Here is a 26,201-nt window from a genome sequence, read left to right on the forward strand (position 1 = left end):
GCGCCTACATGCCGCTGTAATTGGGGCCGCTGCCCCCTTCGGGCGGCACCCAGGTGATGTTTTGCGCCGGATCCTTGATGTCGCAGGTCTTGCAGTGCACGCAATTGGCGGCGTGGATGCGGAACACGGGCGCACCGTCGGCATCGGCCAGTTCATAGACCCCGGCGGGGCAGTAAAGCGGCGCCGGCTCGCCATATTCCGGCAGGTTGTCGCGGATCGGCACGGCGGGATCGGCCAGCTTGAGGTGAACCGGCTGATCCTCGTCATGCGCCAGATTGGCCAGATAGACCGAGGAGGCACGATCATAGCTGATCTTGCCGTCGGCCCGCGGATAGCTCAGCACCGGCAGCACGCCCTTGCGCTTGAGGCCGGCATGATCGGGGCCGCGATGCGACAATGTGCCTAGCAGGGAGCGACCGAGCAGGGCGACAGCCCAGAGCTCGACGCCACTGGCCAGCACGCCCAGCATCGTGCCCAGGCGCGACCAGAGCGGCTTTACGTTGCGCACCGCCTGCAATTCCTCGGCAATGCCGGTCTGCATGATGCGCTCGGCGAAGTCGGCGATGACATCGTGCTGGCGGCCCTGGGCAATGGCGGCGGCGACCGCGTCGGCGGCGCCGATGCCCGAGAGCATGGCATTGTGAATGGCCTTGAGGCGCGGAGCGTTCATGAAACCGGCGGCGCAACCGATGAGGCCACCGCCCGCAAAGGCCAAGGAGGGGATGGACTGCCAGCCGCCGGCGGTGACGGCGCGGGCGCCATAGCTGATGCGGCTGGCGCCTGCGAGCAAGGGCGCGATGGATTTGTGCGTCTTGAAGCGCTGGAACTCGTCAAAGGGCGAGAGCGTGGGATTGGCATAATCGAGATAGGTGACGAGGCCGACATAGAGCTTGCGGTCCTCGGCGTGATAGACGAAGCCGCCGCCGGCCGTGGCATTGTCGAGGGGGAAACCCAGATAGTGATCGACCGTGCCGGGGCGGTGCCGATCGGCGGGAATCTGCCAGACCTCCTTGATGCCCAGGCCATATTTCTGTGGCTGCTGCTCGAGCCGGTAATCGGCGATGATGGTCTTGGCCAGCGAGCCGCGGGCGCCCTCGGCGATGAGGGTATATTTGGCTTCGAGGGCAATGCCTTCGGCAAAGCCGGGCTTGGGATTGCCGGCCGCGTCACGGCCGAGATCGCCGGTAATGATGCCGCGCACCGGGCCGGTGCCGCCGCCCAGCACATCGACCGCTGCCGTCATGGGGAAGATATCGACGCCCAGTTCGGTGGCCTGCTCGCCCAGCCAGCGCACCAGATTGCCCAGGCTGACAATGACGCCGCCCGGGGTCTTGAGCTGGGGCGGCAGCAAAGCATGGGGAAAGGCGACATCGGCTTTGGCGGTGAGGAAATGATAGGTGTCGGTGGTGACGTCGGGGCCGACCGGGGCGCCCTTGAGGCGCCAGTCGGGGATCAGCGCGTCCAGCCCGCGCGGATCCATGACGGCGCCCGAGAGGATGTGGCCGCCCAGTTCGGCGGCTTTTTCGACCACGGTCACCGCCAGTTCGGGGTGGCGCTGCTTGAGGCGGATGGCGGCAGCCAGGCCGGACGGACCGGCGCCGACGATCAGCACATCTGTCGAAAGGGTTTCGCGCGAACCGGCTTCGGCCATATAGGAACTGCCCCTGACTGGTGGACGCGGCTGGCCGCGCCAAACGGGCTGTGACATAACAGAGAACATGACCCAAGATCACCCGCTAAATCACGACGAAATGCTCGCCGTGCTGGATTGGTATCGCGCCGCCGGCGTCGATATCGCCGTGGGCGAAGAGCCGGTGGACCGGTTCGCGCAGCGCGCCCCGGCGCGGGTGGTGCCCACCGCGGTGGCCAATGCGGCGGCCAGTCCGGCGACCGGCGAGCCGGCGCGCGAACTGCCAATTCTAGGCGGCGACCCGGCCGAGGCGCGGCGCCTGGCCGCATCGGCGCAGACGCTTGATGAACTGCAGGGCCTGCTGGAGGCCTATGACGGCTGCGGGCTCAAGCTGCGCGCCACGCAGCTGGTGTTTGCCGATGGCAATCCGGCGGCCGATGTCATGCTGATCGGCGAGGCGCCGGGGGCCGAGGAGGACCGGCAGGGCAAGCCGTTTGTCGGCAAATCCGGGCAGCTGCTCGACCGCATGCTGGCGGCCATCGGGCTGGATCGCAGCAAGGTCTATATCGCCAATACCGTGCCCTGGCGGCCGCCGGGCAACCGCACGCCGACGCCAGAGGAAATGGCGCTGTGCCAGCCCTTCCTGCAGCGACAGGTGGAGCTGGTGGCGCCCAAGATCGTGATGACGCTGGGAGGGCCGGCGATGCAGACGATTTTCGATACCACTACCGGCATCATCAAGATGCGCGGCAAATGGACGACGCTCGGTATTGGCAGCCACACGGTGGAAGCGATTCCGACGCTGCATCCGGCCTATCTGCTGCGCAACGCGCCAGCCAAGGAGCAGGCCTGGGCCGACATGCTCAGCCTGCGGATGAAGCTCGACGCGCTGGGGCTCGGCTAGGGCGGAAAATCGTGCGGCGCGACCGGTTTTTGATTGCACCGGGGCCCGAACGCCACCCTAATGTCACCGTTGCGTGATTTGCAGCACGTTTCCTCCCCGCAAAGCCGAAAGCGTCATGGCCTCCGTTATCAAGATCTACGCCCTGTTCCTGGGTTCGGCGCTGTTGATGTTCGGCGGCGGCCTGCAGGGGCTGCTGCTGTCGGTACGTGGCGCCGAGGAGGGGTTTTCGCTGTTGGCGCTCGGCCTGATCGGCACCGGCTGGTCGGTGGGCTTTGTCGCCGGCTCGATCACCGTGCCCATGGTGGTGCGCAAGGCGGGTCATATCCGCGCCTTTTCGGTAATGGCGGCGATCGGCACCATCACCATCCTGCTCAACCTGCTCTGGGTCAACGATATCAGCTGGATCGTGCTGCGGGCGCTGAGTGGCTTCTGCTTTGCCGGGGCGGCGATGATCGTGGAGAGCTGGCTCAACGAGGTGGCCGAGAACAAGAGCCGGGGCACGATCTTTTCGATCTATGTGACCATCAACATGGCCGCTTCGACGCTGGGCCAGGTAGCCATGTCGGTGACCGGTACCGCCGGCTACGTGCCCTTCGTGCTGGGCGCCATCGCCTTTGCCTGCGCCATTCTGCCCACGGCGCTGACCTCGAGTCCGCAGCCGCGGCCGCTGTCATCGGCCAAGATCGATATCGGCCTGCTCTACCGCACCTCGCCGGTGGCGGCGATCGCGGCCTTTTCCGTGGGCATGGCCAATGGATCCTTCGGCACGCTGGCGCCGGTCTATGGCTATCAGCGCGGGCTCGATGCCAGCGGCATCGCGCTGCTGTTCGCCATTGCGGCCATCTTGGGCGCGGTGGCGCAGATCCCGTTCGGCCGGCTGTCGGACCGGATCGACCGGCGCATCGTACTGATCGGCCTTTCCGGCTTTGCCTCGCTGGTCGGGATCCTCACCGTGCTGATCAACCCGGAAGCGGGCTGGATCATGTATGTGCTGTTTGCCGCCTATGGCTTTGCCGCCAACCCGATCTATGCCGTGGCGGTGGCGCATGCCAATGACTATGCCAAGGATGGCGAATTCGCCAAGATTGCCGGCGGCATGCTGCTGATCCTGGGGATCGGGCTGGCCATCGGGCCGGCCGTGGCGTCGCTGATCATGGGCGCTTGGTCGCCGGTGGGGCTGTTCATCGTGACAGCCGCCTTCCACGGCGCGCTGGCGATCACCGCCTATCTGCGCATGCGGATCCGCAAGAGCGTGGATGTCGCCGGCCGGGCGCCATTCCAGCCGATGGGTAATGAGCGGCAGGTGACGCCGGAAAGCTTCGTGCTCGATCCGCGCGCCGATCCGGAGGATTTCGAGATGGATGTGGACGAGGCCCCCGTCCCCGAGGAACTGGCCAGCGTGCATGACGAGGAGAACAACGATGTTCAAGACCGACCGGTTTGAGGACCGCGCCTTCAAGCCGCTGTCGATTGCGGTCATCGCCGTGTCGGACACCCGCACGCTCGAGACCGATACCGGCGGGGCCCTGCTGAAATCGCTGCTGGAGGCCGATGGGCACATTTGTGCCGCACGGGTGGTGGTGCGCGACGATATCCAGCTGATCCGCCAGGCGGTACAGGGCTTTGTCGCCGATCCGAGCGTGGATGTGATCCTGACCACGGGCGGCACCGGCTTTTCCGGTCGCGACGTGACGCCGGAAGCCGTCGAGCCGCTGTTCGACAAGCGAATGGAGGGGTTTTCGGTGCTGTTCCACCAGTATTCGGCCACGACCGTGGGCACCAGTTCGCTGCAGTCGCGCGCCACCGGCGGGCTGATCGGCACGACCTTCGTGTTCTGCCTGCCCGGCTCGCGCGGCGCCTGCCGCGACGCCTGGGAAGGTATTCTCAGCCACCAGCTCGACTATCGCCACAAGCCCTGCAACTTCGTCGAGCTGATGCCGCGGCTGGCCGAACGCTAGGCCGCCAATACGTCTGTTGCATCACTCCCTCCCTTGCGATGCTCCTCCCAAGGTCAGATCGACGCCGCAGCTCGCCCTCGCACAGGTGACTTGCCAAGCCAAATGGCATCTGCACATGACGTAATGTATATTTTTCTTTACATCATGTCTGAAATTTTCGATACTAGGTTCGAAATGGCAGACAAGGGTAGGCGGCTATGTCGATGCGCGAGAAAACGTCCTGGATCGCAGTGCTGACGACGCTGGTGATCTGGAGCTACTATTTCAGCGTGTTCTGGAGCAGCGCGCTCAATGGCCGGATCGATAGCGTCGAGTTGCGTACCCTTTTCATCATCTGCATGGGCCTGTCGGTGGCGATCATGCTGAGCCTCAACATAGCCCTGGCCGTTGTGGCGCGACAATCGCTGGACGCGCCGCCCGATGAACGCGAACGTCAAATCGAGGCCAGGGCGGACAGCATCGGCTTCAAGCTGCTCGAAGTGCTGGTGCCGATCATGCTGATCGGCGGGCTGCTCAATCTCGACGCCATTCGCAGCGCCTTTCCCGCAGATCCCGTCGGGAGCACGGCGATCCTGTTCGCCAACGGTTTCCTCATGACCATGGTCATCACCGAACTGGTGCGCGAAGGCGTCAAGATCGTCCTGTTCCGGATGGCGGCCTGATGTCCCCTCCTCCAATCAGCAATGCCATCCGGCGACTGCGCTTCGAGCATGGCGAGATGACCCAGCAGGAACTGGCAAACCGGATCGGCATGACACGGCAGACGGTCGCCGCAATCGAACAGAACAAGTACTCGCCGTCTCTGGAAGCAGCGTTCCGTATTGCCGAGGTCTTCGACGTGGAGATCGGTGCCGTCTTCCAGTGGAAGAAAACCGGCACGCCCTGACGTCAAAACCATTCCCAAGAGGCCCGCCGCCCCGGCCCTGCTGGGACGCACGCCCCCTCATGTTCGAATCTGGAGAGTTTCATGCAAGCTGCCGTGCAGACTGCCTATGGCGCGCCCGACGTTGTCGTCGTCCGCAACATCCCTAAGCCAGTGCCCGCAGAAGATGAGGTGCTCGTGCGCATCGTCGCGACCACGGTGACCTCCGGCGATGCTCGACTGAGGGCGTTTCGTGTGCCTGCGGCCTTCTGGCTGCCGGCCAGACTCTTCCTGGGTATCTGCAAGCCCAAGCGCGCCATCCTGGGATCGGAGTTCTCTGGCGAGATCGAGGCCATTGGCCGGAACGTGCGCCGGTTCAGGGTCGGTGATCGGGTCTTTGGCATGCAGGTCTATGGTGCCCATGCCGAATACAAGATCGTGCCGGAAACTGCTGCGCTGATCACGATGCCGGACAATCTCGATTTCAAAGAGGCAGCCGCCTTGCCGTTCGGCGCAACAGCGGCGCTGCACTTTCTGCGGCACGCCAAAATCCAGCCCGGAGCACGGGTACTGGTCTATGGCGCAAGCGGTGCCGTGGGGTGCTTTGGGGTGCAACTGGCCAGGCATTTCGGCGCCCATGTCACGGCGGTGACCAGTACCGGCAATATGGGCCTGATGCGCGAATTGGGTGCTGACGCCATCATCGACTACAAGACGACCGATTTCGCACAGACCGGCGCGCGCTATGATGTGGTCATGGACACGGTCAACCGTGTTTCAGTCGCCCAGTTTCGGAAAATCGCTGCCCCGGGGGCGTCCCTGCTGGCTGTCGATGCCGGCGGGGGCATGTTCCTGCGCGCGGGCCTTGCAGGGCTTTTGCGAGGGCCCCGGATCGTTGTCGGCATGGCGACCGAAACTCTGGCGGACCTCGAGACCATCCGGTCCCTGGCGCAGTCGGGTGCAATTCGGGCCACGATCGACAGCATGCTGCCGCTGGCGCGCGTCGCGGAGGCTCACGCCCTGGTCGACAGCGGACGCAAGCGCGGCGCGGTCGTGATCACCGTGGCGGAGGCAAGGCCGAGCCTGCCCGCATCATGAGAAAGCGGCGCCGGGAGGTCCCGGCGCCGCCTGAAACGCGCTGATGCTAATGGGCGGCGTGGCCCGAGATGCCGCCGCCTTCGGGCTTGCGCACGAAGAAGGCCGTGAGGATGGCAAACAGCGAGATCACCGCGCCGACCAGGAAAGCGAGCTGGATGCCGCCGGCCAGGGCGCTGACCGGTTCGAGCCCCGCCCCGGCCAGGGCCTGGGTGCGGATGGTCATCAGCGCGACGAAGAGCGCGATGCCTGCGGCGCCGGCTACCTGCTGCACCGAGCCGAGGATGGCGCTGCCATGGGAGTACATTTCCTTGCGCACCGAGCCCAGGGCGGCGGTGAACAGTGGCGTGAACACCAGAGCCAGGCCGATGCTGATGATGATGTGGCCGACCAGGATGGCCCAGACCGAGGTGTGCTGGTCGACGCGGGTCAGGGCCCAGAGGACGGCCGACACCAGGGCCGTGCCGGGCACCAGCAGCCTGGTCGGGCCGATACGGTCATAAAGGCGGCCAACCGGCGGCGCCAGCAGGCCCATCAGCAGGCCGCCGGGCAGCAGCAACAGACCGGTCTGCAGCGTGTCGAGCCCGAGCACGTTCTGGGTATAGATGGGCAGCAGGATGACGGTGCCGAACAGGGCCATCATGGCGACCGCCATGGTCAGCACGGCAAAGGTGTAGTTGCGCGACAGGAAGGTGCGCAGGTCGAGCAGGGCCTTGTCCTGCCGCGACAGCACGATCTGGCGCCAGACAAAGACCGCCATGCCGACCAGGCCGACGACGAGCGGCAGCCAGAGCGGGAAGGCCGCCCCGACATGCTCGCCCTCGCCCAGGCTGGACAGGCCATAGACCAGACCGCCAAAGCCCACGGCCGAGAGCAAGACAGAAGCGATGTCGAGCGGGGCATAGCGCGGCGTCGTGACGTTCTGCATCCGGTTGCTGCCCACGGCCAGGGCGCCCAAGGCGATGGGCAGCATGAGGATGAACATCCAGCGCCATTCCAGATAGGCCAGGATGAAGCCGCCAATGGTGGGGCCGATGGCCGGCGCCACCGAAATGACGATGGAGATATTGCCCATGGTCTTGCCGCGCGTTTCGGGCGGCACCAGGGTCATGACCGTGGTCATCAGCAGCGGCATCATGATGGCGGTGCCGACGGCCTGGATGATGCGGCCGACAATCAGCAGTTCGATGCCGGGGGATGCGGCGCAGATAACGGTGCCCAGGGTGAAGGTCGACATAGCCAGCATGAAGACCGGGCGGGTGTTCATGCGCTGCAGCAGGAAGCCGGTAATGGGGATGACAATGGCCATGGTAAGCAGGAAGGCCGTGGTGAGCCACTGCGCGATATTGGGCAGGATGTTGAGATCGGCCATCAGCTGGGGAATGGCCACGCTCATCATCGTCTCATTGAGGAAGACGACAAAGGTCGAGCCCAGCAGCAGGGCAATGACCAGCTTGTTGCGCGCGGCATGATCGGTGACGTCCGGCGGCGCGCCGTCCATTGTAGTATCCTGGGTCGTCATAACGCTATCCCTCGAGAAATTCGGCAGTGTCGCCAGCACGACGTGCAGCAGCGGCAAAAAACGACACGACTGTGGTCAACTGGCGTGACATTCCCTGTCAGCATTGGATCGACCAGCCCGTCGGCCAGGCTCGCGCGGCAACACATAAATGGTTTAGCGGCGGAGCTCACGAGGAGCCGCGCCGCAGAGCGATGTGGCATAGTCCGGATCACTGACAGCGTCCATTCGTCACATCACATAGCTGCCTTGTGCCCTTGATCGAGCGGTAGGCAATCCTGGTACCAAAGGTGAACAAACACGGTATTGTTCTTGTTCTGTTCCCGCGGAACTGTTACATCCTGGGACGCGTTGTTCAGTCACGATTCGACTGCTTCACGTTCGGCAGGAGACGTTTGCATGGCCCTTTATCAAGCCCCGTCCTTTGAAGCGCTCGAGCAGCTCAGCCGCAGCCGCGATGCCGATCTGGCGCGGCGCGAACTGCTCGATGTCAGCCGTATTCGCGGCCGGGGCGCCCAGAGCAATCGCAGCGGCCGCTTCGAGAAGCAGACCCGCGAGAGCTTCGATGATGGCTGGGACAATGTCGAGCCGCTGTCGATCTTCGAGACCGTGGAACACAATGAGCGCGCCAAGACCATCATCACCAGCAATGACAGCCCCGATATCGGCTTCGAGCGCTCGATCAATGCCTATCGCGGCTGCGAGCATGGCTGTTCCTATTGCTATGCGCGGCCGACGCATGCCTTTCTCGGGCATTCGGCCGGCATCGAATTCGAACGCGACATCTATGTCAAAACCAATGCGGTCGAGGCGCTGCGGGCGGAGCTGGGGGCGAAAAGCTACCGGGTGAAGCCGATTGCCATGGGCACCAATACCGACCCCTATCAACCGGCCGAGCGCAAGCACAAGCTGACGCGCGGCATTCTCGAGGTGATGCTGGAGACCCGGCATCCGGTGATGATCACGACCAAATCCTCGCTGATTATCCGCGATCTTGACCTGCTGACCGAGCTGGCCAAGCTGGGCCTGGTCAAGGTCGCCATCTCGATGACCTCGATGGATCACAAGCTCAGCCGGCGCATGGAGCCGCGCGCCTCCTCCCCTGCCCGGCGGCTCGAAGCCATTCGCCTGCTCAGCGAGGCGGGCGTGCCGGTGGCGGTGTTTGCCTCGCCGATGATTCCGGCGATCAATGACATGGAGCTCGAACGCATTCTCGATGCGGCGGCGGCGCAGGGCGCCACCAGCGCGCAGATGATCCTGCTGCGGCTGCCCGGCGAAGTGCGCGATGTATTCCGCGAATGGCTGCTCCGACATTTCCCCGACCGGGTGCGCCATGTGCTGGCGCTGGTGCGCGATACGCGCGGCGGCAAGGATTATGACAGCCGCTTTGGCACCCGCATGACCGGCGAAGGCCCCTATGCCACGCTGCTGCGGCAGCGCTTCGACAAGGGCCGCGAGCGCTATGGGCTCGATGGCAAGCTGCCCGGGCTGCGCAATGACCTCTTCGTGCCGCCCAAGGTCGAAAGTGCGCAGATGAGCCTGTTCTAGGCTGGCGCGCCAAGCGGAATGCGCAGGCGGGTGGCAATGAAATCCAGCACGGCCGGATCGTCATAACCATCGGTGGAGAGCACGGCGCCGGCAGCGCGCAGCGGGGCATTGTCGAGGCTGGTGCGCAGGCCGATGGTAGCGAGGCCCGCCGCGGTGGCGGAGGCGATGCCGGTACGCGAATCCTCAAAGGCCACCGAGACGGCGGCGTCAGCGCCGAGCAACCGGAGCCCTTCGAGATAGGGCAGCGGGTGCGGCTTGCCATGGGCCAGTTCGGCACCAATGACCAGCGCCTGAAACCGGTGGGTGATGCCGAGGCCATCAAGGATCAGTTCGGCATTGGCGCGCGGCGCATTGGTGACTGCCGCCATGGCAATGCCAGCGGCATCGGCCAGATTGAGCAAGGCGAAGAGCCCGGGCACCGCGTGGATTTCCGTCGCCGCCAGTTCGCGGAACAGCGCCTCCTTATGATCGAGCACCGCCATGCCCTCGGCTGGGGACAGGCCGGGCAGGATATTGGCGGCAATATCGACATTGGCCAGGCCCTGCAGTTCGCGGGCAAAGCGGGCCTTGTCGAACTGCTGACCATAGGGGGCAAAGGCCCGGTTGAAGGCCAGCAGGTGCAGCGGATCGGTATCGGCCAGCGTGCCATCGATATCAAACAGCAGCGCGGCGCCGGGCGTCGGGATCATCGGTCGTTCCGTTCAAGCATGGGAGACTTCAGTATTGCGCGACCCGCCGGGCATAGCTGGCCATGAAGTCGAGCGAGGCGGTGACGCCGCGCATCGACAACCAGACGGATTTGTTGGCGGTCTTGCCGCCGGTCAGCGGCACGATCATGGTCACGGCGTTGCGCTGCTTCATGGTCTCGATCAGCGCCTGCTTGCGGGCCGGATTGGTGAAGTAGTAGCGGTTGGTCGTATTGTAGCGCGTCTCGATATCGCTATCGAAGGCATAGGCCTGGGTCCTGTCGCCGGCAAAGCTCAGGCGCAGCGGGCGGCTGGTATCGACCTCGACGCCATCGGCCGCCACGGTGACGGCAACATCGAGTTCGCCGGTCAGCCGGTTGCGCATCAACGTCAGCTGATAGGCCGGCAGATTAGCGCTGTTGAGCTCCTGGCTGCTGGTGCTGGCAAAGCAGGAAGTGCCATAAAAGTCGGCCGCATCCTCATCGATGACATCGGGACAGACGGCCAGCCAGTCGTGGTGGTATTCGCGCCATTCGCCATAAGGATGGTGAAACGGCTCGGCCGCCAGCGGCATTGCGGCGGCCAGCGTCAGGACAAGGGCGGTACCCAATCGTGCAATCATCTATATGGTTTCCCGGTGCTGCCCCCAGCGCGCCAGCTATAGCAGGCTGGCGCGCCGACGACAGCCCGGCATGTTGACTTGATCGCCGCAAAAGCGATGTTGGGCCATGATGTTCGATTCGCCCGTCCAGACCGCGCCCGACTATAGCCATGAGGCAGATCTCGTGGCCCGTGGCGCCCGCGTGGTGGCCGGCGTCGACGAGGCCGGGCGCGGACCGCTGGCCGGACCGGTCGTGGTGTCAGCCGTGGTGCTGGACCCCGACCGCATCCCGGCGGGGCTCAACGATTCCAAGAAACTTAACGAAGAACAGCGCGAGAGCCTGTTCGCGCAGGTGATGGCCTCGGCTTTGGCGATCAGCGTGGTGGTGGCGCCGCCCTCGATCATCCTCAGCCACAATATCCGCGGGGCCACCCTCTGGGCCATGGCCCAGGCGACCATCAGCCTTTCGCTCCGGCCCGACCGGGTGCTGATCGATGGCCGTGACGTGCCGATGGGCCTGCCCTGTACCGGCCTGGCGCTGATCGGCGGGGATGGACGGAGCGTGTCGATTGCCGCCGCCTCGATCGTCGCCAAGGTGACGCGGGACCGGATGTGCCGTGTCATGGACTGCGACGCACCGGCCTTCGGCTTTGCCGGGCACAAGGGCTATGGCACGGCCCGGCACATGACGGCGCTGAGCGAACACGGCCCCTGCCGGCACCATCGGCAAGCCTTTGCACCGGTGGCCGAGGCGCGGCTGCGCCTCCTGGCCCTGGCCGACCTGACGCTGCCCGAGGGGGCCTTAACGTCCTGCTAACCCTTTGAAAAAACGCTCCATTAACCCTGGCGCGCTATAACGGGGCCGTTAGTACTGCGTTAGGGTTAAGTATATGTTGCGTACCGCGCGTATGGCTCCAGTTGAAGCCGCGGCAGAGACACAGCGTCTGCCGATCGATTCCATTCTGGTGGGCGATTGCATCGACCACATGAACGCCCTGCCCGCCGGCTCGGTCGACCTGATCTTTGCAGACCCACCCTATAACCTGCAGCTCGACCAGGGCCTCACCCGCCCCGACCAGAGCAAGGTCGATGCGGTGGACGATGACTGGGACAAGTTCGACAGCTTTGCCCATTACGACAAATTCACCCGCGCCTGGCTGGCCGCGGCGCGCCGGGTGCTCAAGCCCGATGGCGCGCTCTGGGTGATCGGCAGCTACCACAATATTTTCCGGGTCGGTTCGGCGCTGCAGGACCTCGACTACTGGATGCTCAATGACGTGATCTGGCGCAAGGCCAATCCGATGCCGAACTTCCGTGGCACGCGCTTTACCAATGCGCATGAAACGCTGATCTGGGCGGCCAAGAGCCAGAAGAGCCGCGTCACCTTCAATTATGAAGCCATGAAACTGGCCAATGACGATACGCAGATGCGCAGCGACTGGCTGTTTCCCATCTGCACCGGGGCCGAGCGGCTCAAGAATGACGATGACGAGAAGGTGCATCCGACGCAAAAGCCTGAAGCCCTGCTGTTCCGCATCCTCAATGCCACCACCAAGCCGGGCGACGTGATCCTCGATCCTTTCTTCGGCACCGGCACGACCGGCGCGGTGGCGCGCAAGCTGGGGCGGCACTTTATCGGCATCGAGCGCGAGGAAAGCTATATCAATGCCGCGCTCAAGCGCATTGCAGCGATCCGCCCGGGCGTGTTCGAGGCGCTGCAATCGGTGACGCCCAAGCGCAAGGAAGTCCGCATTCCCTTCGGGTCGCTGATCGAGCAGGGATTAATTGAGCCGGGCACGCAACTCTTCGACTTAACGAAACGTTACTTCGCCATGGTTCGTGCAGACGGCTCACTTGTCTCCGGCTCCCATCAAGGTTCGATCCACAAGGTCGGCGCCTTGGTCCAAGGGGCTGAAGCATGCAACGGGTGGACTTTCTGGCACCACGAACAAGCGGGCCGCACAGCCCCGATCGACCTCCTTCGAGCGGATGTGCGGGCGCAACTGGAATTGATGTCTGCCTGATCCTGACCTCCAATCATCAGGCTTCTCACTTAGGCCACCGGTTTGCCCCGGTGGCCTTTTTGTTTGGACTCTTCCTCCTCTGGTCAGCCCGCTCTGGCCACCAGAAGAGGACCAACGGCGCTCAAAACTTGCCATCTACTAGACGACCGGTCTATTCTGCATTATACTGGAGCCATGACCGAGCCCCGCAAATCTGACCAGACCCGCCAGCGCATCCTTGATACGGGGCGCGGGCTGGTGCTCAGGGTGGGGTTTACCGGCATGGGGCTGACAGAATTGCTGGCGGCCAGCGGCGTGCCCAAGGGGTCGTTTTACCATTACTTTGCCTCCAAGGAGGCGTTTGGCTGCGTCCTGCTGCAGGACTATGTCGCCGATTATCTGGTGCGCATGGATGGCCTGGTCGCGGCGCCGCAGCCGGGCAGTGAGCGGCTGATGCGCTATTGCCAGGCCTGGCTGGCCAGTGAGGGCGCGCCCTCGATTGCCGAGACTTGCCTCGTGGTCAAGCTGGCCAGCGAAATTGCCGATCTCTCCGAGGACATGCGGCGCATTGTCGATGACGGAATCGGCCAACTGGTTGCCCGGCTTGAGCGCCTACTGGCCGAGGGCATCGCCGATGGCTCGATCCGGCCGCTGGCCGATCCGGCTCAGGCGGCGCGCCTGCTTTACGGCCAGTGGCTGGGGGCCGCAGTGCTGGCCAAACTGGGTCGATCCGAGCGGGCTCTGCACGATGCCCTTGCCGATACCAGGCAGCGCTTTCTGCCCTGAGCGTTCCCGCTACCCCTTTCCCTTCATCATCACCTCAACACAGGAGCTCGCCATGCGCGCAGCCATTTATGAGACTTTCGGCAATCCTTCAGACGTCACAAAGCTCGGTGACGTACCCCAGCCCCAGCCCGGCAAGGGCCAGGTGCGCATCCGCACCATCCTGTCGCCGATCCACAATCACGATCTGTGGACCACGCGCGGCAGCTATGGCTACAAGCCGACATTGCCCGCCATTGGCGGCACCGAGGCGGTCGGCACGGTGGATGCCGTGGGCGCCGGCGTCGATGCGGCGCTGGTCGGCCAGCGCGTGGCGACGGCGGGCAGCAACGGCACCTGGGCGGAGTATTTCATCGCCCCGGCCCTTGGCATCGTGCCCCTGCCCGACGCCATCGCCGACGAAACGGCTGCCCAGCTGGTCGCCATGCCGTTCAGCGCGATTTCGCTGCTCGACAGCCTCAATGTCAAAAAGGACGACTGGATCGTGCAGACCGCCGCCAATGGCGCAGTGGGCAAGGTGCTGGCCGCCTTGGCCGCCGAGCACGGCATCAAGCTGGTCAATCTGGTGCGGCGCCCGGAGGCAGTGGCCGAGCTGACGGCGCTGGGCATGCACCACGTCGTGGTGACGTCCGACAGTGACTGGATCGACCAGGTCAAGGCAATCACCGGCCCCGATGGCGCCCGGGCGGCGGTGGATTCGGTGGGTGGCGCGATCGGCGCCGGCCTCATCGAGGTGCTGGGCAATGATGGCGCGCTGGTGATCTTCGGCACGGCGACCGGCGCGCCCATGCCGATCGTCTCGGGCCCGATCATCTTCAAGCAGATCACCATCAAGGGCTTCTGGGGTTCCAAGGTCAGCACGGCCATGGCAGCCGACAAAAAGGGCATGCTAATCAGCGAACTGATCACCCTGGCCGTGGCCGGCAAGCTGCCACTACCCGTGGGCGGGATCTTTGACCTCGCCGATGCCGCCCATGCCATGGACGCTGCCCAGGCGTCCGGCCGTGCCGGCAAAATCCTGCTGCGGGCGTAAGGCAAAGGGGCTCGCCACAAAGGCGGGCCCCCGCGGTTGTGCCGTCCAGGTGCCTCTTAGGTGCCCTGCTGGCTATGGCCAGGAAGACGGGACTGCCGAACAGCCGTTATCGGTCGTCGCCTTCGACGCAACGACCGTCCCTGGCGGTAGACTAGATGTTTTGGCCACCCGAGACTTCGATCCGCTGGGCGGTGACCCAGCGGTTGGAGGGCTGCAGCAGGCTGGCAACGGCCGGGCCGACATCGTCCGGCAACCCCACGCGGCCCAGGGCGATCATGGCGGCAAAGGCCTCGTTATAGGCCGGCGTATCGCGCACAGCACCGCCCAGAAAATCCGTCTCAATCGCGCCAGGTGCAATGGTATTGGCGGTAATGCCGCGGCTACCCAGCTCCTTGGCCATATAGAGGGTCATGATTTCGACGGCGCCTTTGGCAGCGGAGTAAGCTGAAAAGCCCGGATTGGAAACGCGGGTCAGCCCGCTCGAAAAATTCACTATCCGCCCGCCATCGACCATGAGCGGCAGCAGTGCCTGGGTGAGGAAGAATACTCCCTTCACATGAACAGCGAAAAGAGAGTCAAACTGGGCCTCGGTTGTCTCTACAAGTGCTGCCATCTCACCATGCCCGGCATTGTTGACGAGGTGATCGAAACCGTCACGTTTCCAGGTGGAAACAAGGGTCGCGCGCAGCGTTTCGACGAAGGCGGGGAAGCTTGCCACGATACCGGTGTCGAGCTGTAGTGCCACAGCCTGGCGACCCAGAGCGGCTATCTCGGCAACCACGCGCTGGGCATTTTCCTGCCCGTTGCGATAGGTCAAGATGACGTCGCCGCCCATGCGGGCGATGTTGAGGGCCGTGTTCCGACCCAGGCCGCGGCTGCCGCCTGTTACGATGGAAATGGTTGTCATGCAGATGTCCTTCCGTTCGATTTATGGAAGGCGTTATGGCGTAACGGGAGGCGCGCTGGTTGCTCGAAACTCGACTTCTCTTGCCTAATCCTCCAACGCCGGTTGTGATCGTGAGTTCTTGGCATTAGAGCTTTGTGATGGTGAACACCCTGCTCGACGCCGTCCATCGATTTGTATCGATCCACACCGATGAGGTTGGAATTGCCAAGACACCCATACAAGGCCTGACGATTGTTCGAGAACTGGTCCCGACCGCCCTTCAGTTTGCCATCAATTCGCCCATGGTCGCGTTGGTTTTGCAGGGCAGCAAGCGCGTTACGCAAGGGAGCGACACCTACGACTTCGGTGCTGGGGATTCGCTGCTCATCACTGCCGATGTTCCCACCGTTAGCCAGATCACCCGGGCCAATGCGGCCAGACCCTACTATTCCCTGATCGTCCAATTGAATCCGAGCATCATCGCGACGCTGGTCGCTGAGATGGGCTCTTCGCCATTCGTCGCTGGCCGGCCGGTTCGTGTCGATCCTACCGATGCAGAGGTGGCTGACGCGGCCCTACGCCTGATGCGTCTGATCGATCGCCCGGCCTCCTTGTCGGTTCTACAGGACCAGCTTATGCGAGAGCTCCACTACTGGCTGCTCTGTGGGCAGCATGGTGGCGCCATCAGGGCCCTTGGTGTCACCGACAGCCATGTTCAGCGTATCGGTCGTGCGGTGGCGATTATTCGCGCGCGCCATGCCGAATTGTTACCGGTGGAGCAGCTTGCAAAAGCGGCAGGCATGGGCGTGTCATCCTTCCATGCTCATTTCCGGGCGGTGACATCCCTGACGCCGCTGCAATTTCAAAAACAGCTCCGTCTTATCGAAGCGCGCAGGATGATGATGGCCGAGGGCGCGTCCATCAGTAACGCCGCCTACGCGGTGGGATATGAAAGCATCCCGCAATTTACCCGCGAATATGGCCGGCTATTCGGACAATCGCCAGCTCGAGACTTAAGATCGAGCCGATCGCCTGCGCGCTCCTCTGCCTAGACAGCGTTGTTTCGGCAATCACCCGCAAAAGACCGCGCGGCGCCCCTATTCCAGCCCTGCTGCAGCCAGCACTTTCCGGAACAGCGTCGGCAGGGCTTCGCCCTTGAGGGCGGCGGGTTCGGCCCACCAGCCGCCATCGAGCGTTTCGGCCGGCACTTGCGCCGACCAGACGTCGAGCTCGAGGCGGAAGTGGGTGAAGATGTGGATCACCTGGCCGCGATGGGCCCAGTCTGCCCGCAGCGGATAGGCGACTTCGGCCAGGTCGGCGCCCCAGTCGGATCCCGGCACTTCGGTCATGCCGCCGAGCAGGCCCTTGGGCGGCCGGCTCTGCAGATAGACGTCGCCATGGCTATCAAGCATGACGAAGGCGTGGCCTTTGCGCACCGGGCGGTCAGCCTTGGCCGGCTTGATCGGATAGAGGGTCGGATCCCGCTGCCGGGTCGCAAGGCAGCCCTGCTGGATCGGGCACAGCAGGCAGGCGGCGGCGCGCGGGGCGCAGATGGTGGCGCCCAGGTCCATCATGGCCTGGGCGAAATCGCCGGCGCGAGCGGGCACCGAGGCCTGCAGCGCTGCGCGCAGTTCGTCCTTGGCCTCGCGCACCGGTACATCGAGGGCATAGTAGCGCGCCAGCACGCGGTCGAGATTGCCATCGAGCACGGCAATGGGTTCATCAAAGCAGATGGCGGCAATGGCTGCGCTGGTATAGGCGCCGATGCCTGGCAGGGTCTGCAGGCCTTCCGACGTTCTGGGAAAAACCCCTGCGTGGTCATTGACCACGGCCTGGGCGCAGGCATGGAGGTTCCTAGCGCGGGCATAATAGCCCAGGCCGGCCCATTCCTTGAGCACGGAATCCAGCGGCGCTGCGGCCAGACCGAACACCGTGGGCCAGAGGCTGGTGAAGCGGATGAAATAGCTTTTGACGGTGGCCACCGTGGTCTGCTGCAGCATGACCTCGCTTAGCCAGACCCGGTAGGGATCGGGGTGCTTTCCAGCGGCCCGATCCTTGGGCGCGATGCGCCAGGGCAGATCGCGGGCATGGCGATCATACCAGGCGAGTACTGCAGCGGCGTCGATGGGGGCGGGATTGGGGAGATGCATGGCAGGCAGATTTGGAGTAGGACAGGGCAACGCGCAAGTCCCTCACCCCACAGTGTCACTGCCCAGCCCATGGCCAAAGACGACCTCCCCGAACCGAAACGCCGCAACCGGACCATGAGCGTGGCCGATGTGCTGGCGGGTGCGCTCGATCCGGTGCTGAAGAAGCGCGGCTTTGCCAGCCGGGATATCATCACCCACTGGTCGGTGATGGCGCCCAAGCCCTATGACACGGTGGCCATTCCCGACAAGCTGAGCTGGCCGCGTGGCGAGCGCAGCGCAGAAGGGGCGACGCTGGTGCTGCGCTGCGTGCCCGGCCATGCGCTGGCGATATCGCATGAGGGCGACAAGATAGCCGCGGCGATCAACCGCTATTTCGGCTTCGTGCTGGTGGGATCGGTGCGCCTGTCGCCCGAGGCATTCACCCCTGGTTCAGGCAAGAAGGACGAGGCTGTATTTCAGCACAGCCCGGATGTGCAGGCCAAGGTGGCGGCGCAACTGGCCGAGGTGGACAATGCCGAACTACGCGAGGCGCTGCGGACGCTGGGCCATGCGCTATCGAGCCGGGCGGAGCGCAATAGCGGATAGTGCGTTCACCCAGCAGTGATAGTCATGCCCACTTGCTCCCACAATTGTCCCGTGTAGTGTCGCCGAAATGAAAACAGGAGCGTTAGCTGTGAATTTTACCCGTCGTGACACCCTTAGGCTGGCCGTTGCCGCATCGGCTCTGAGCCTGTGTGGGGTCGCCACCGCCAATGCTGCAGAAGGCGACATGGTCGCCGTCGACAAGCTGATGGCGCCCGCCGGTGACTATGTCGACCATGCCCAGGGCAGCGAGACCGCGCCGGTGACAGTGATCGAATATGCTTCGCCCACCTGCCCGCACTGCGCCACCTTCTCCAATGACGTGCTGCCCGGCTTCATTGCGGCCTATGTCGATACCGGCAAGGTGCGCCTGATCACCCGGCCCTTCGTGCGCAATGTGCTCGATGCGGCCGTGTTCATGCTGGCGGAAGCTGCCGGTCCGGACAACTACCACAACGTGGTCTCGACCTTCTTCAAGACGCAGACCACCTGGGCCACCTCGGAAGCGCCGCGCGACGCGATCCTCGAAATCGCCAAGCAGCTGGGCTTTACCCAGGAAACTTTCGATGCCGCATTGACGAATCAGGCCCTGTTTACCGGGATGGAAGCGGTGCGGGATCAGGCACTCAACGAATTCGGCCTTTCGGGAACCCCGACATTCTATGTCAATGGCAAGACGCTTAGTGGCGACAAGACGCTCGAGGAACTGGCGGCCGAGATCGACCCGCTGGTGCCGGCTGACTTTGTCGCGACCACGGGCGCCGCTACCCCGGCTGTTCCCGCTGCCGACACACCTGCTGCCACTACCGTTACCCCCGCTGAGCCAGCCGCAGCGCCTGCTGGCGGCGCGATGGCCCCGGCCACACCCGATGCCATGGCACCGGCTGCCCCTGCGCAGTAAGCCAATCTCTGGCAGCGCTGCCCGGGTAGCGCGCCAAGCGAGCGTAGCTCTTATGGCCTTCTCACCGCAAATCGCGCCACTGGCGCGATTTGCCCTGTGGGACGGTTCGACGTGAAATTCTCCCGCCTCCGGCTGCATGGCTTCAAGTCGTTCAGCGACGAAACCACCCTGGTCATGGAGCCGGGGCTGACCGGCATTGTCGGGCCCAATGGCTGCGGCAAGTCCAACCTCGTCGAAGCCATGCGCTGGGTGATGGGCGAAAGCTCGTACAAGGCGATGCGCGCCTCGGGCATGGATGACGTGATCTTTTCCGGCTCGGGCAACAGGCCGGCGCGCAATTCGGCAGAAGTCACGCTGGTGCTCGACAATTCCGATCGCACCGCCCCCACCGCCCTTAACCATGCCGATATTCTCGAAGTCACCCGCCGTATCGAGCGCGAGGCCGGCTCGGTCTATCGCGTCAATGGCAAGGAAGTGCGTGCCCGCGACGTGCAACTGCTGTTTGCCGATGCGTCCACGGGCGCCCATTCGCCCGCCATGGTGCGGCAGGGGCAGATCGGCGAGCTGATCTCGGCCAAGCCGACCGCCCGGCGGGCCCTGCTGGAAGAGGCTGCCGGGATATCCGGGCTGCATTCGCGCCGGCACGAGGCCGAATTGCGGCTGCGCGCGGCCGAGACCAATCTCGAACGGGTCGATGACATCATCGCCCAGGTCGAGAGCCAGCTCGAAACCCTCAAGCGCCAGGCGCGGCTGGCTACGCGCTATCGGGCGCTGAGCGGCGATATCCGCCGCGCCGAGGCGACGCTGTTTCATATCCGCTGGGTCGCCGCCCGCTATGCCGAGCAGGAAACCGCGGCGCAGCAGGCCGTTCTGATCCGCGAACTGGCCGATGCCACCCATCTCGAGATCGCGGCGCAGAAGGCGCTTGAGGCGGCCGATGCGGCCGTCCAGCCACTGCGCGAGCGCGAGGCGGTGACCGGGGCGGTGCTGCAGCGCTATACGATCCTGGCCGAACAGCTGGCCGAGGAAAGCCGGCGCGCCGGCCAGCGCCAGGCCGAACTGGAAGACCGCATCCGCCAGCTGGTGGCCGACGGTGAACGCGAACGCGAGTTGGTGGCCGAAAGCGAGACCACGCTCGAATTCAACGAAGAAGAACTGGCCCGGCTGCAGGACGAGGGCGAAGAGGCCCAGACCGATTTCGACGTGGCGCGGCAGGCGGCAGACAGTGCCCGGGCCGATGTCGACACGGCGGAAGCCGCAGCGCGCGCCGCTGCCGATGCCCTGGCCGAGGTGCGCGCCCGGCGCGACCAGGCCGCGCGCAGCGCCGCCGATGCGGCCGACCGCACGGCGCGGCTGGGCCAGCAGCTGGCCGAGGTCGACGCGGAGGCCGGGACGATTGCTGCCCGCCTCGATGCCGACGAGACGCTCAGCCTCAAACGCGCGGCGCTGGCCTTTGCCCAGGAGCGGACGACCGAGACCGAACAGGCGGCCATTGCGGCCGAAGAGATTTCCACTGAAGCCCAGGCCAGGCTGGATGCGGCGCGGCCCAAGCTCGCCGAGATCGATGCCGCGCTCAACCGGCTCGAGGCAGAGGCGGCGACGCTGGGCAAGATGCTCAATGTCGGCGCGAGCCTGTGGCCGGCCATTGTCGATGAACTCAAGGTGGCGCCGGGCTACGAGACCGCCCTGGGCGCTGCGCTCGGCGATGATCTCGAGGCCAGTTCGGATGCCGGCGCACCGATGCACTGGTCGGTGCCGGTCGATCACAGCGATGACGCCGCTTTGCCCCAGGCGGCCGAACCGCTCAGCCGCTATGTTACCGGCAGCGCCCTGCTCAAGCGCCGGCTCGACCAGATCGGGCTGATCCATGCGGTGGATGGCCCCAGCCTTATGCATGCGCTCAAGCCGGGCCAGCGGCTGGTGACGCTGGAGGGCGCGGTGTGGCGCTGGGACGGCTTCATCGCCGCCGCCGATGCCCCCAGTGCGGCGGCGCAGCGGCTGGCACAGCGCAATCGGCTCAGCGAACTCGATGCCGAAATTGCCCAGACCAAAGGCGAGCGCAATGGCTGGAAGCGCGATGTCGATGGCCTGATCGCGGCGCTCGAAGCTGCCCGCCACGCCGAACGGCAAGAGCGCGAGGCCTGGCGCGCAGCGCAGCACGCCATTGGCGCGGCGCAGACCGAGGTCGATTCGGCGCAGCGCGCCATTGGCGATCTCACCACGCGGCAGACCACGCTGGAAGAGGCCCGCATGCGGCTGGGCGCCAGCCTGGCCGAAGCGCAGGCCCAGCATGAGGCAGCGCAGCGCGCTCTGGCCGATGCGGGCACCGAGGACGATGCGGCGCGGCTCGCCGAGGAGAAACAGGCCGTGCTCGTGGCGGCGCGTGAGCGGGCCGACCAGGCCCGGCTCAGGCTGGGCGGCTTTGAAAATGCGGCGCGGCTGCGCGACAGCCGGCTGGCCCAGTTGCAGCGCGACAGCGAGAGCTGGACCCGCCGCCGCAACAGCGCCCTGGCGCAGCTGGCCACGCTTGACCAGCGCAGCGCCGAGGTCAGCGCCCAGCTGGCCGCCTCCAGCCAGACCCCGGATGGCTTTGCCGCCCGCCGGGCGCAGCTGGACGATCAGATCGAGACGGCCAAACTTGACCACCAGGCCGCCGGCGACCGCTTCAACCTGGCCCAGACCGTGCTGCGCGAGGCGGACAAGGCGCTGCGCGCCGCGAGCGAGACGCTGGCCAATGCGCGGATCGAGCTCACGCGGATCGAGGAGCGCGGCAAGGGTTTTATCGTGCAGCGCCAGCAGATCGAGCGACAGATTGAGGAGACCCTCGACATTCCCGCCTCCAAGACGCTGGAAGCCTCGGGCATTCGTCCCGAGGAAGCCCTGCCCGCAGAGGCCGCGACCGAGCAGAAGGTGGAGCGGCTCAAGGCCGAGCGCGAGCGGCTGGGCGGGGTGAACCTGTCGGCAGAAAAGGAGGCGGGCGAGGTTCAGGCGAAGCTGGACCTCATGGTCAAGGACAAGACCGACCTGATCGAGGCCATTGCCAAGCTGCGCACCGGCATTTCCTCGCTCAACCGCGAGGGCCGTGCCCGGCTCAACGAGGCCTTCATAAAGGTCAATGTGCATTTCCAGGAGCTGTTCACCACCCTGTTCGGCGGCGGCACTGCCGAGCTGACCTTTGTGGAAAGCGATGATCCGCTCGAAGCGGGGCTCGAAATCATCGCCCGGCCGCCCGGCAAGAAGCCGCAGACCATGACGCTGCTGTCGGGCGGCGAGCAGGCGCTGACCGCCATGAGCCTGATTTTTGCCGTGTTCCTCACCAATCCGGCGCCGATCTGCGTGCTCGACGAGGTCGATGCGCCGCTCGACGACGCCAATGTCGAGCGCTTCTGCAATCTGCTCGATTCCATGCGCCAGCGCACCAATACGCGCTTCATGGTGATCACCCACAACCCGATCACCATGAGCCGGGTCGACCGCCTGTTCGGCGTCACCATGGCCGAACGCGGCGTCAGCCAGCTGGTCTCGGTGGATTTGACGACAGCGGCGACGTTTCTTGAGGCGGGTTGTGTGCAGTGAACCATAACCTGCACATGGAAGCATAAACTGCAACTGAGGGACTCATAAGTTGCACATGGGTACCCAGCCCCTTTCCAACGACAATGACTCTGCATCGATTACTATGAGCGCGTAATGGTGCGCTGGCGCATGCAGCCGAACAGGTTGCAAAAACGCTCGATATTGGCGTCATCGAGCGCGTATATCGGCGCTGGATTGGTCAAAAACACCGCAAAGGTGAGATCGCCGTGCCCAATTACATCCCCGGGCCAGCCAATGGCTCGGGCAGGTGGATGGGAAACAAGTGTTCCACGTCCGGGAACTGGGTCATCAGCGCGGTCATGGTTTGATCAACGAAGAAGGCCATGTCCTCGATCAGTTCCTGCTGACGGGGAAGGTGATCGGCGGTGAAAGCCCAACGCCACTGATCAACAAGCTCCAGTAGCCGGTGTTGGCAGATTTCGAGCTTCAGGCTTTCCACCAGTTCCTCGACGCCGGCCGACCGCCATGCGCTCGCATACTCACCAAAGGTCTCTTGGTCCATGGGATAGGGCCGGAACGCCAGCTCATTTGGATGCTCTCTGGAAACGTGAATGCTGTCGGTATAGCAGCTGACACCATAGGCGACTTCGAAGCACTGCTCTTTATCGGCATTGGCGGAGAGCCATTTCACCTGAGCTCGGAAACCCGCTCGACGCTGCCCGTTTGGCATCGTCCCGCCGCCGGGTAGGATGGCGACATCATAGAGGTCGTGCACCCGGCAGGAGTAGATCTCCTCGGGGACTTCGAAGGGTGGCAAATCCTGTGGATCTGGCGTCATTGTAATCTCCATCGTGGATTCAACCATGAAGGTGGCATCAGCAAGGAACCAGGTCGGCATGCAGACAAGGGCGGAATTGAGCACAGACCTTGCTATGAAGGCACGTTCAGTCATTTGTAGTGCTGCGCTAAGGTTGGCTTTGCTGATTCAGGGAATGAGAAAATGACTGCAGCGGCGGACCTCACCGAAATCGATCACACACATCATTTCATCGGCGACACGCACTTCGGTCACGCCGGCATCCTCGAATTTGCTATGCGGCCGCAGGCGACTATCCAAATCCATGACCAGGAAATCATTGCCAACTGGAACGCTTGGGTGAAGCCGACCGATACGGTTTGGCATCTGGGTGACTTTGCCGGCGAAGACGTGCCGTTCGACTATGTTGAATCAGTCTTCCGGAAATTGCATGGGATCAAAAGGCTGCTGGTCGGCAATCATGACGGCGTGGCGGTGCAAGGTTTGCCATGGGCCAGCGTGGATGTAATGCGCACACTTGTTGCACCAGGTCTCAAGATTGTACTTTGCCATTACCCGCTTCGAGAGTGGAACGGCTACCACAGTGGTGACCTCCATTTTCATGGACACAGTCACGATCGATTGCCGTCCAGCCGCCAAAGCTGGGATTGCGGTGTGGACAGCCAGGGCTTTCAGCCAATGACTTACAAAGCGATCCAGGACCGGATGAAAAAGCTTGATGAATGGGATTTCGCCGGCGCCCCAGCCAAATCCTAGGCGCTCCATGGTGTTGGTCTATCCTTGGAATGCTCCTGCGAGGTGCGGCCGGTAGCAGCAAGTCTCTGAAATTACGAAGTATTGTTCGGGTAAATTTGCATTTCGATCCAATTGACCGCATCCTAGTTCTCGAGGGCATTTTCCGAGGGGGCGGGTGTGGCAGGTTTGTTTGATGAAACCATTGAATTGGAATTGCCTGAGCGTGTGCACTTCCTCCGTCGGCTAGAAGGGAACCCAGTAAAGCGCTTATACGCCCCAGAAGAAACGCTGTTAGTCAGGTGCTCGCCACGTGCCGTCGGAGGCGGTTTCCGTTGCTCTCACAAAGGCAGGTTTTCCTTCGGCGTAGTATCTGGAAACGCCACAAGCACACGGGGTGACCATGCAATTTTGAGGGTGGAAGACGCGTCCTCGGTGGAATCCATTATTGCAGGTTCGTGCCGGGGCAAATGGACGTTGCCGAAGCCAGTTGACCTGCTTGATTTGCCTTCTGACCAGGTAGCGCTGATCGACCAAACCCTTGAATCTTGGGATGGGAAATTTCGTATACTGCAAGAGAAGGTCGTCGACGGAGAGGTAGTCCGCAATGGAATGCGTTTGCCTCAAGTAGGCGCAATCCATGCAGTTCAAGCGCACTGGACCGTCAATCGAACGCCCGCCACTGTGGTTTTGCCTACTGGAACCGGCAAGACGGAAACGATGCTTGCCATTCTGGTGGCAGAGCAGATCAGGCATCTTGTGGTCATTGTCCCAACGGACGCGTTGAGAACCCAAATCTCCGAGAAATTCCTCAGCTTGGGCTTGCTTAAACGCTCTGGCTGCCTCGAGGCGAGCGCTTTGTTGCCGACTGTCACAACGTTCCGAACGGCTCCGCACGATGCGGGAAGCATGACGTATCTGCTCGATCGTACACACGTCCTTGTAACGACCATGAGTGCTATCAGCGGCATGCCTGAAGCACTGCAACGGCAAATTGCGGATTGGTCAACTCACCTATTTGTCGATGAAGCCCATCACTTGGGCGCCGACACCTGGCGGCTATTCAAGTCTCTGTTCGCCGAGCGGCTCGTCCTGCAGTTCACCGCCACACCTTATCGAAACGACAAGAAGCGGGTGGATGGCAAACACATCTATAGTTATCCACTGGCCCAGGCACAGGCGGACGGGCTATTTCGTCCGATCAGTTATCTGCCCACGTTCGGGATCAATCGCGACGATACCGATGGCAAGATCATCGCGAAGGTCAAGGAGCAGCTGGCGTCGGATCGCAAGCATGGTTTGAAGCACCTCGTTATGGCACGGGTGGGAACAATAGCTTCCGCCGTTGCCCTGCATGCCAGATACGTTGCGGAGATGCCGGAGGCCAACCCGCAGATCATCTACAGCACGATGCCGAAATCTGTGAAGCAGGAGAGCCTTCGAAAATTGCGGGCAGACGAAGCTCACGTCATTGTCTGCGTGAATATGCTGGGTGAGGGCTTCGACCTTCCCGAGCTAAAAATCGCTGCGCTACATGACCAACATAAAAGCGAAGCCATCACGCTGCAGTTTATCGGGAGGTTCACTCGCATGAGAACGGATCTCGGCGACGCCACCGTTATCGCGAACGTTAATGCCGATGACGTCAACGCTTCGTTGAGAGCGCTTTATGCGGAGGATGCGGACTGGAACCGAATTCTCCGGGTCGTAGGGCAAAAGCGGTCAAAACAGGCAGAACGTCGGGAAGAGGTCATCACCGGTTTTGCCACTCGGCTCGAGCATTTCGACGTCGAGAATCTGCTCCCGCGGATGAGCACCATTGTATATCGGACCACCTGCGATGAGTGGCGCCCTGAAGATCTTGGGGACGTGACGTTGCCCCCAACTTCTATCCAGCGTGAAGTAGACTCGGGCGGTTGTTTGACCTGCCCCCGAAGTTTGGACCGCCCGAACGGGCAATTTTCCGCTTTTTCT

At 63.6% G+C, this 26,201-nt stretch carries 24 protein-coding genes; 17 read left to right on the forward strand and 7 right to left on the reverse strand.

Going from position 1 to position 26,201, the window contains the following annotated elements:
• Nucleotides 1–4 precede the first annotated feature (4 nt).
• Nucleotides 5–1,651 (reverse strand): electron transfer flavoprotein-ubiquinone oxidoreductase, encoded by a 1,647-nt coding sequence (locus tag AC4NN3_RS01320; protein WP_491925346.1) that lies wholly within the window; start codon nucleotides 1,649–1,651, stop codon nucleotides 5–7.
• A gap of 67 nt (nucleotides 1,652–1,718) precedes the next feature.
• Between AC4NN3_RS01320 and AC4NN3_RS01325 the strand changes: the two genes are divergently transcribed.
• The 6 genes from AC4NN3_RS01325 (at nucleotide 1,719) to AC4NN3_RS01350 (ending at nucleotide 6,452) form a co-directional block, all read left to right on the forward strand.
• Nucleotides 1,719–2,534, forward strand: coding sequence for a uracil-DNA glycosylase (locus AC4NN3_RS01325; RefSeq protein WP_491925347.1), 816 nt, complete (start codon nucleotides 1,719–1,721; stop codon nucleotides 2,532–2,534).
• A 115-nt stretch (nucleotides 2,535–2,649) separates the two neighbouring features.
• Nucleotides 2,650–3,978: an MFS transporter gene (locus AC4NN3_RS01330; RefSeq protein WP_491925348.1), complete on the forward strand. Its 1,329-nt coding sequence runs from the start codon at nucleotides 2,650–2,652 to the stop codon at nucleotides 3,976–3,978.
• Entirely contained in the window at nucleotides 3,956–4,492 is a 537-nt protein-coding gene (gene moaB, locus AC4NN3_RS01335) for a molybdenum cofactor biosynthesis protein B (protein ID WP_491925349.1), read from the forward strand. Before AC4NN3_RS01330 ends, moaB begins: the two co-directional genes overlap by 23 nt.
• Nucleotides 4,493–4,695: 203 nt before the next feature.
• Nucleotides 4,696–5,154 (forward strand): hypothetical protein, encoded by a 459-nt coding sequence (locus tag AC4NN3_RS01340; RefSeq protein WP_491925350.1) that lies wholly within the window; start codon nucleotides 4,696–4,698, stop codon nucleotides 5,152–5,154.
• Entirely contained in the window at nucleotides 5,154–5,378 is a 225-nt protein-coding gene (locus AC4NN3_RS01345; RefSeq protein WP_491925351.1) for a helix-turn-helix transcriptional regulator, read from the forward strand. Before AC4NN3_RS01340 ends, AC4NN3_RS01345 begins: the two co-directional genes overlap by 1 nt.
• A gap of 81 nt (nucleotides 5,379–5,459) precedes the next feature.
• Nucleotides 5,460–6,452, forward strand: a complete 993-nt coding sequence (locus AC4NN3_RS01350; RefSeq protein ID WP_491925352.1) for an NAD(P)-dependent alcohol dehydrogenase — start codon at nucleotides 5,460–5,462, stop codon at nucleotides 6,450–6,452.
• Nucleotides 6,453–6,498: 46 nt separating this feature from the next.
• Here the strand turns inward: AC4NN3_RS01350 and AC4NN3_RS01355 are convergent, their stop codons facing one another.
• Nucleotides 6,499–7,971, reverse strand: a complete 1,473-nt coding sequence (locus AC4NN3_RS01355) for an MDR family MFS transporter (protein WP_491925353.1) — start codon at nucleotides 7,969–7,971, stop codon at nucleotides 6,499–6,501.
• 396 nt (nucleotides 7,972–8,367) lie between these two features.
• Between AC4NN3_RS01355 and AC4NN3_RS01360 the strand changes: the two genes are divergently transcribed.
• Nucleotides 8,368–9,516, forward strand: a complete 1,149-nt coding sequence (locus AC4NN3_RS01360) for a PA0069 family radical SAM protein (RefSeq protein WP_491925354.1) — start codon at nucleotides 8,368–8,370, stop codon at nucleotides 9,514–9,516.
• Here the strand turns inward: AC4NN3_RS01360 and AC4NN3_RS01365 are convergent.
• Both AC4NN3_RS01365 and AC4NN3_RS01370 read right to left on the reverse strand, forming a co-directional pair.
• A complete protein-coding gene (locus AC4NN3_RS01365; RefSeq protein ID WP_491925355.1) occupies nucleotides 9,513–10,205 on the reverse strand; it encodes an HAD family hydrolase in 693 nt (230 codons plus the stop codon). The two genes, AC4NN3_RS01360 and AC4NN3_RS01365, sit on opposite strands and share 4 nt — an antisense overlap.
• A gap of 28 nt (nucleotides 10,206–10,233) precedes the next feature.
• On the reverse strand, nucleotides 10,234–10,824 hold the full coding sequence (locus tag AC4NN3_RS01370) for a hypothetical protein (protein ID WP_491925356.1): 591 nt from the start codon (nucleotides 10,822–10,824) through the stop codon (nucleotides 10,234–10,236).
• A gap of 106 nt (nucleotides 10,825–10,930) precedes the next feature.
• Between AC4NN3_RS01370 and rnhB the strand changes: the two genes are divergently transcribed.
• From rnhB to AC4NN3_RS01390, 4 genes are all read left to right on the forward strand, one after another.
• Entirely contained in the window at nucleotides 10,931–11,620 is a 690-nt protein-coding gene (gene rnhB, locus AC4NN3_RS01375; protein ID WP_491925357.1) for a ribonuclease HII, read from the forward strand.
• Between the two features lie 91 nt (nucleotides 11,621–11,711).
• Complete coding sequence (locus AC4NN3_RS01380) at nucleotides 11,712–12,827, forward strand: site-specific DNA-methyltransferase (protein ID WP_491925358.1); 1,116 nt, start codon at nucleotides 11,712–11,714, stop codon at nucleotides 12,825–12,827.
• Nucleotides 12,828–13,001: 174 nt separating this feature from the next.
• Nucleotides 13,002–13,592 (forward strand): TetR/AcrR family transcriptional regulator, encoded by a 591-nt coding sequence (locus AC4NN3_RS01385; protein ID WP_491925359.1) that lies wholly within the window; start codon nucleotides 13,002–13,004, stop codon nucleotides 13,590–13,592.
• A gap of 52 nt (nucleotides 13,593–13,644) precedes the next feature.
• Nucleotides 13,645–14,622 carry a zinc-binding dehydrogenase gene (locus AC4NN3_RS01390; RefSeq protein WP_491925360.1) on the forward strand — a complete coding sequence of 326 codons (978 nt, stop codon included), beginning with the start codon at nucleotides 13,645–13,647 and terminating at the stop codon, nucleotides 14,620–14,622.
• A 151-nt stretch (nucleotides 14,623–14,773) separates the two neighbouring features.
• Here the strand turns inward: AC4NN3_RS01390 and AC4NN3_RS01395 are convergent, their stop codons facing one another.
• A complete protein-coding gene (locus AC4NN3_RS01395; protein ID WP_491925361.1) occupies nucleotides 14,774–15,529 on the reverse strand; it encodes an SDR family NAD(P)-dependent oxidoreductase in 756 nt (251 codons plus the stop codon).
• Nucleotides 15,530–15,666: 137 nt separating this feature from the next.
• Between AC4NN3_RS01395 and AC4NN3_RS01400 the strand changes: the two genes are divergently transcribed.
• A complete protein-coding gene (locus tag AC4NN3_RS01400; protein ID WP_491925362.1) occupies nucleotides 15,667–16,560 on the forward strand; it encodes an AraC family transcriptional regulator in 894 nt (297 codons plus the stop codon).
• 45 nt (nucleotides 16,561–16,605) lie between these two features.
• On the opposite strand, the gene mutY is transcribed toward AC4NN3_RS01400, so the two are convergent.
• Nucleotides 16,606–17,658, reverse strand: coding sequence for an A/G-specific adenine glycosylase (mutY, locus tag AC4NN3_RS01405; protein WP_491925363.1), 1,053 nt, complete (start codon nucleotides 17,656–17,658; stop codon nucleotides 16,606–16,608).
• Between the two features lie 69 nt (nucleotides 17,659–17,727).
• On the opposite strand from mutY, the gene AC4NN3_RS01410 reads away from it, so the two are divergent.
• The 3 genes from AC4NN3_RS01410 (at nucleotide 17,728) to smc (ending at nucleotide 22,717) form a co-directional block, all read left to right on the forward strand.
• Nucleotides 17,728–18,243, forward strand: coding sequence for a DUF721 domain-containing protein (locus AC4NN3_RS01410; RefSeq protein WP_491925364.1), 516 nt, complete (start codon nucleotides 17,728–17,730; stop codon nucleotides 18,241–18,243).
• 88 nt (nucleotides 18,244–18,331) lie between these two features.
• Nucleotides 18,332–19,141 carry a thioredoxin domain-containing protein gene (locus tag AC4NN3_RS01415; protein ID WP_491925365.1) on the forward strand — a complete coding sequence of 270 codons (810 nt, stop codon included), beginning with the start codon at nucleotides 18,332–18,334 and terminating at the stop codon, nucleotides 19,139–19,141.
• A 111-nt stretch (nucleotides 19,142–19,252) separates the two neighbouring features.
• Nucleotides 19,253–22,717 carry a chromosome segregation protein SMC gene (gene smc, locus AC4NN3_RS01420; protein WP_491925366.1) on the forward strand — a complete coding sequence of 1,155 codons (3,465 nt, stop codon included), beginning with the start codon at nucleotides 19,253–19,255 and terminating at the stop codon, nucleotides 22,715–22,717.
• A 235-nt stretch (nucleotides 22,718–22,952) separates the two neighbouring features.
• Here smc and AC4NN3_RS01425 read toward each other — a convergent pair whose 3' ends face one another.
• Nucleotides 22,953–23,630: a hypothetical protein gene (locus tag AC4NN3_RS01425; RefSeq protein ID WP_491925367.1), complete on the reverse strand. Its 678-nt coding sequence runs from the start codon at nucleotides 23,628–23,630 to the stop codon at nucleotides 22,953–22,955.
• 48 nt (nucleotides 23,631–23,678) lie between these two features.
• On the opposite strand from AC4NN3_RS01425, the gene AC4NN3_RS01430 reads away from it, so the two are divergent.
• Complete coding sequence (locus AC4NN3_RS01430) at nucleotides 23,679–24,251, forward strand: metallophosphoesterase (RefSeq protein ID WP_491925368.1); 573 nt, start codon at nucleotides 23,679–23,681, stop codon at nucleotides 24,249–24,251.
• A 411-nt stretch (nucleotides 24,252–24,662) separates the two neighbouring features.
• On the forward strand, nucleotides 24,663–26,201 hold a 1,539-nt coding region (locus AC4NN3_RS01435), incomplete at its 3' end, for a DEAD/DEAH box helicase (protein ID WP_491925369.1).

The organism is Devosia sp. MDV22-iso42 (assembly GCF_058629155.1).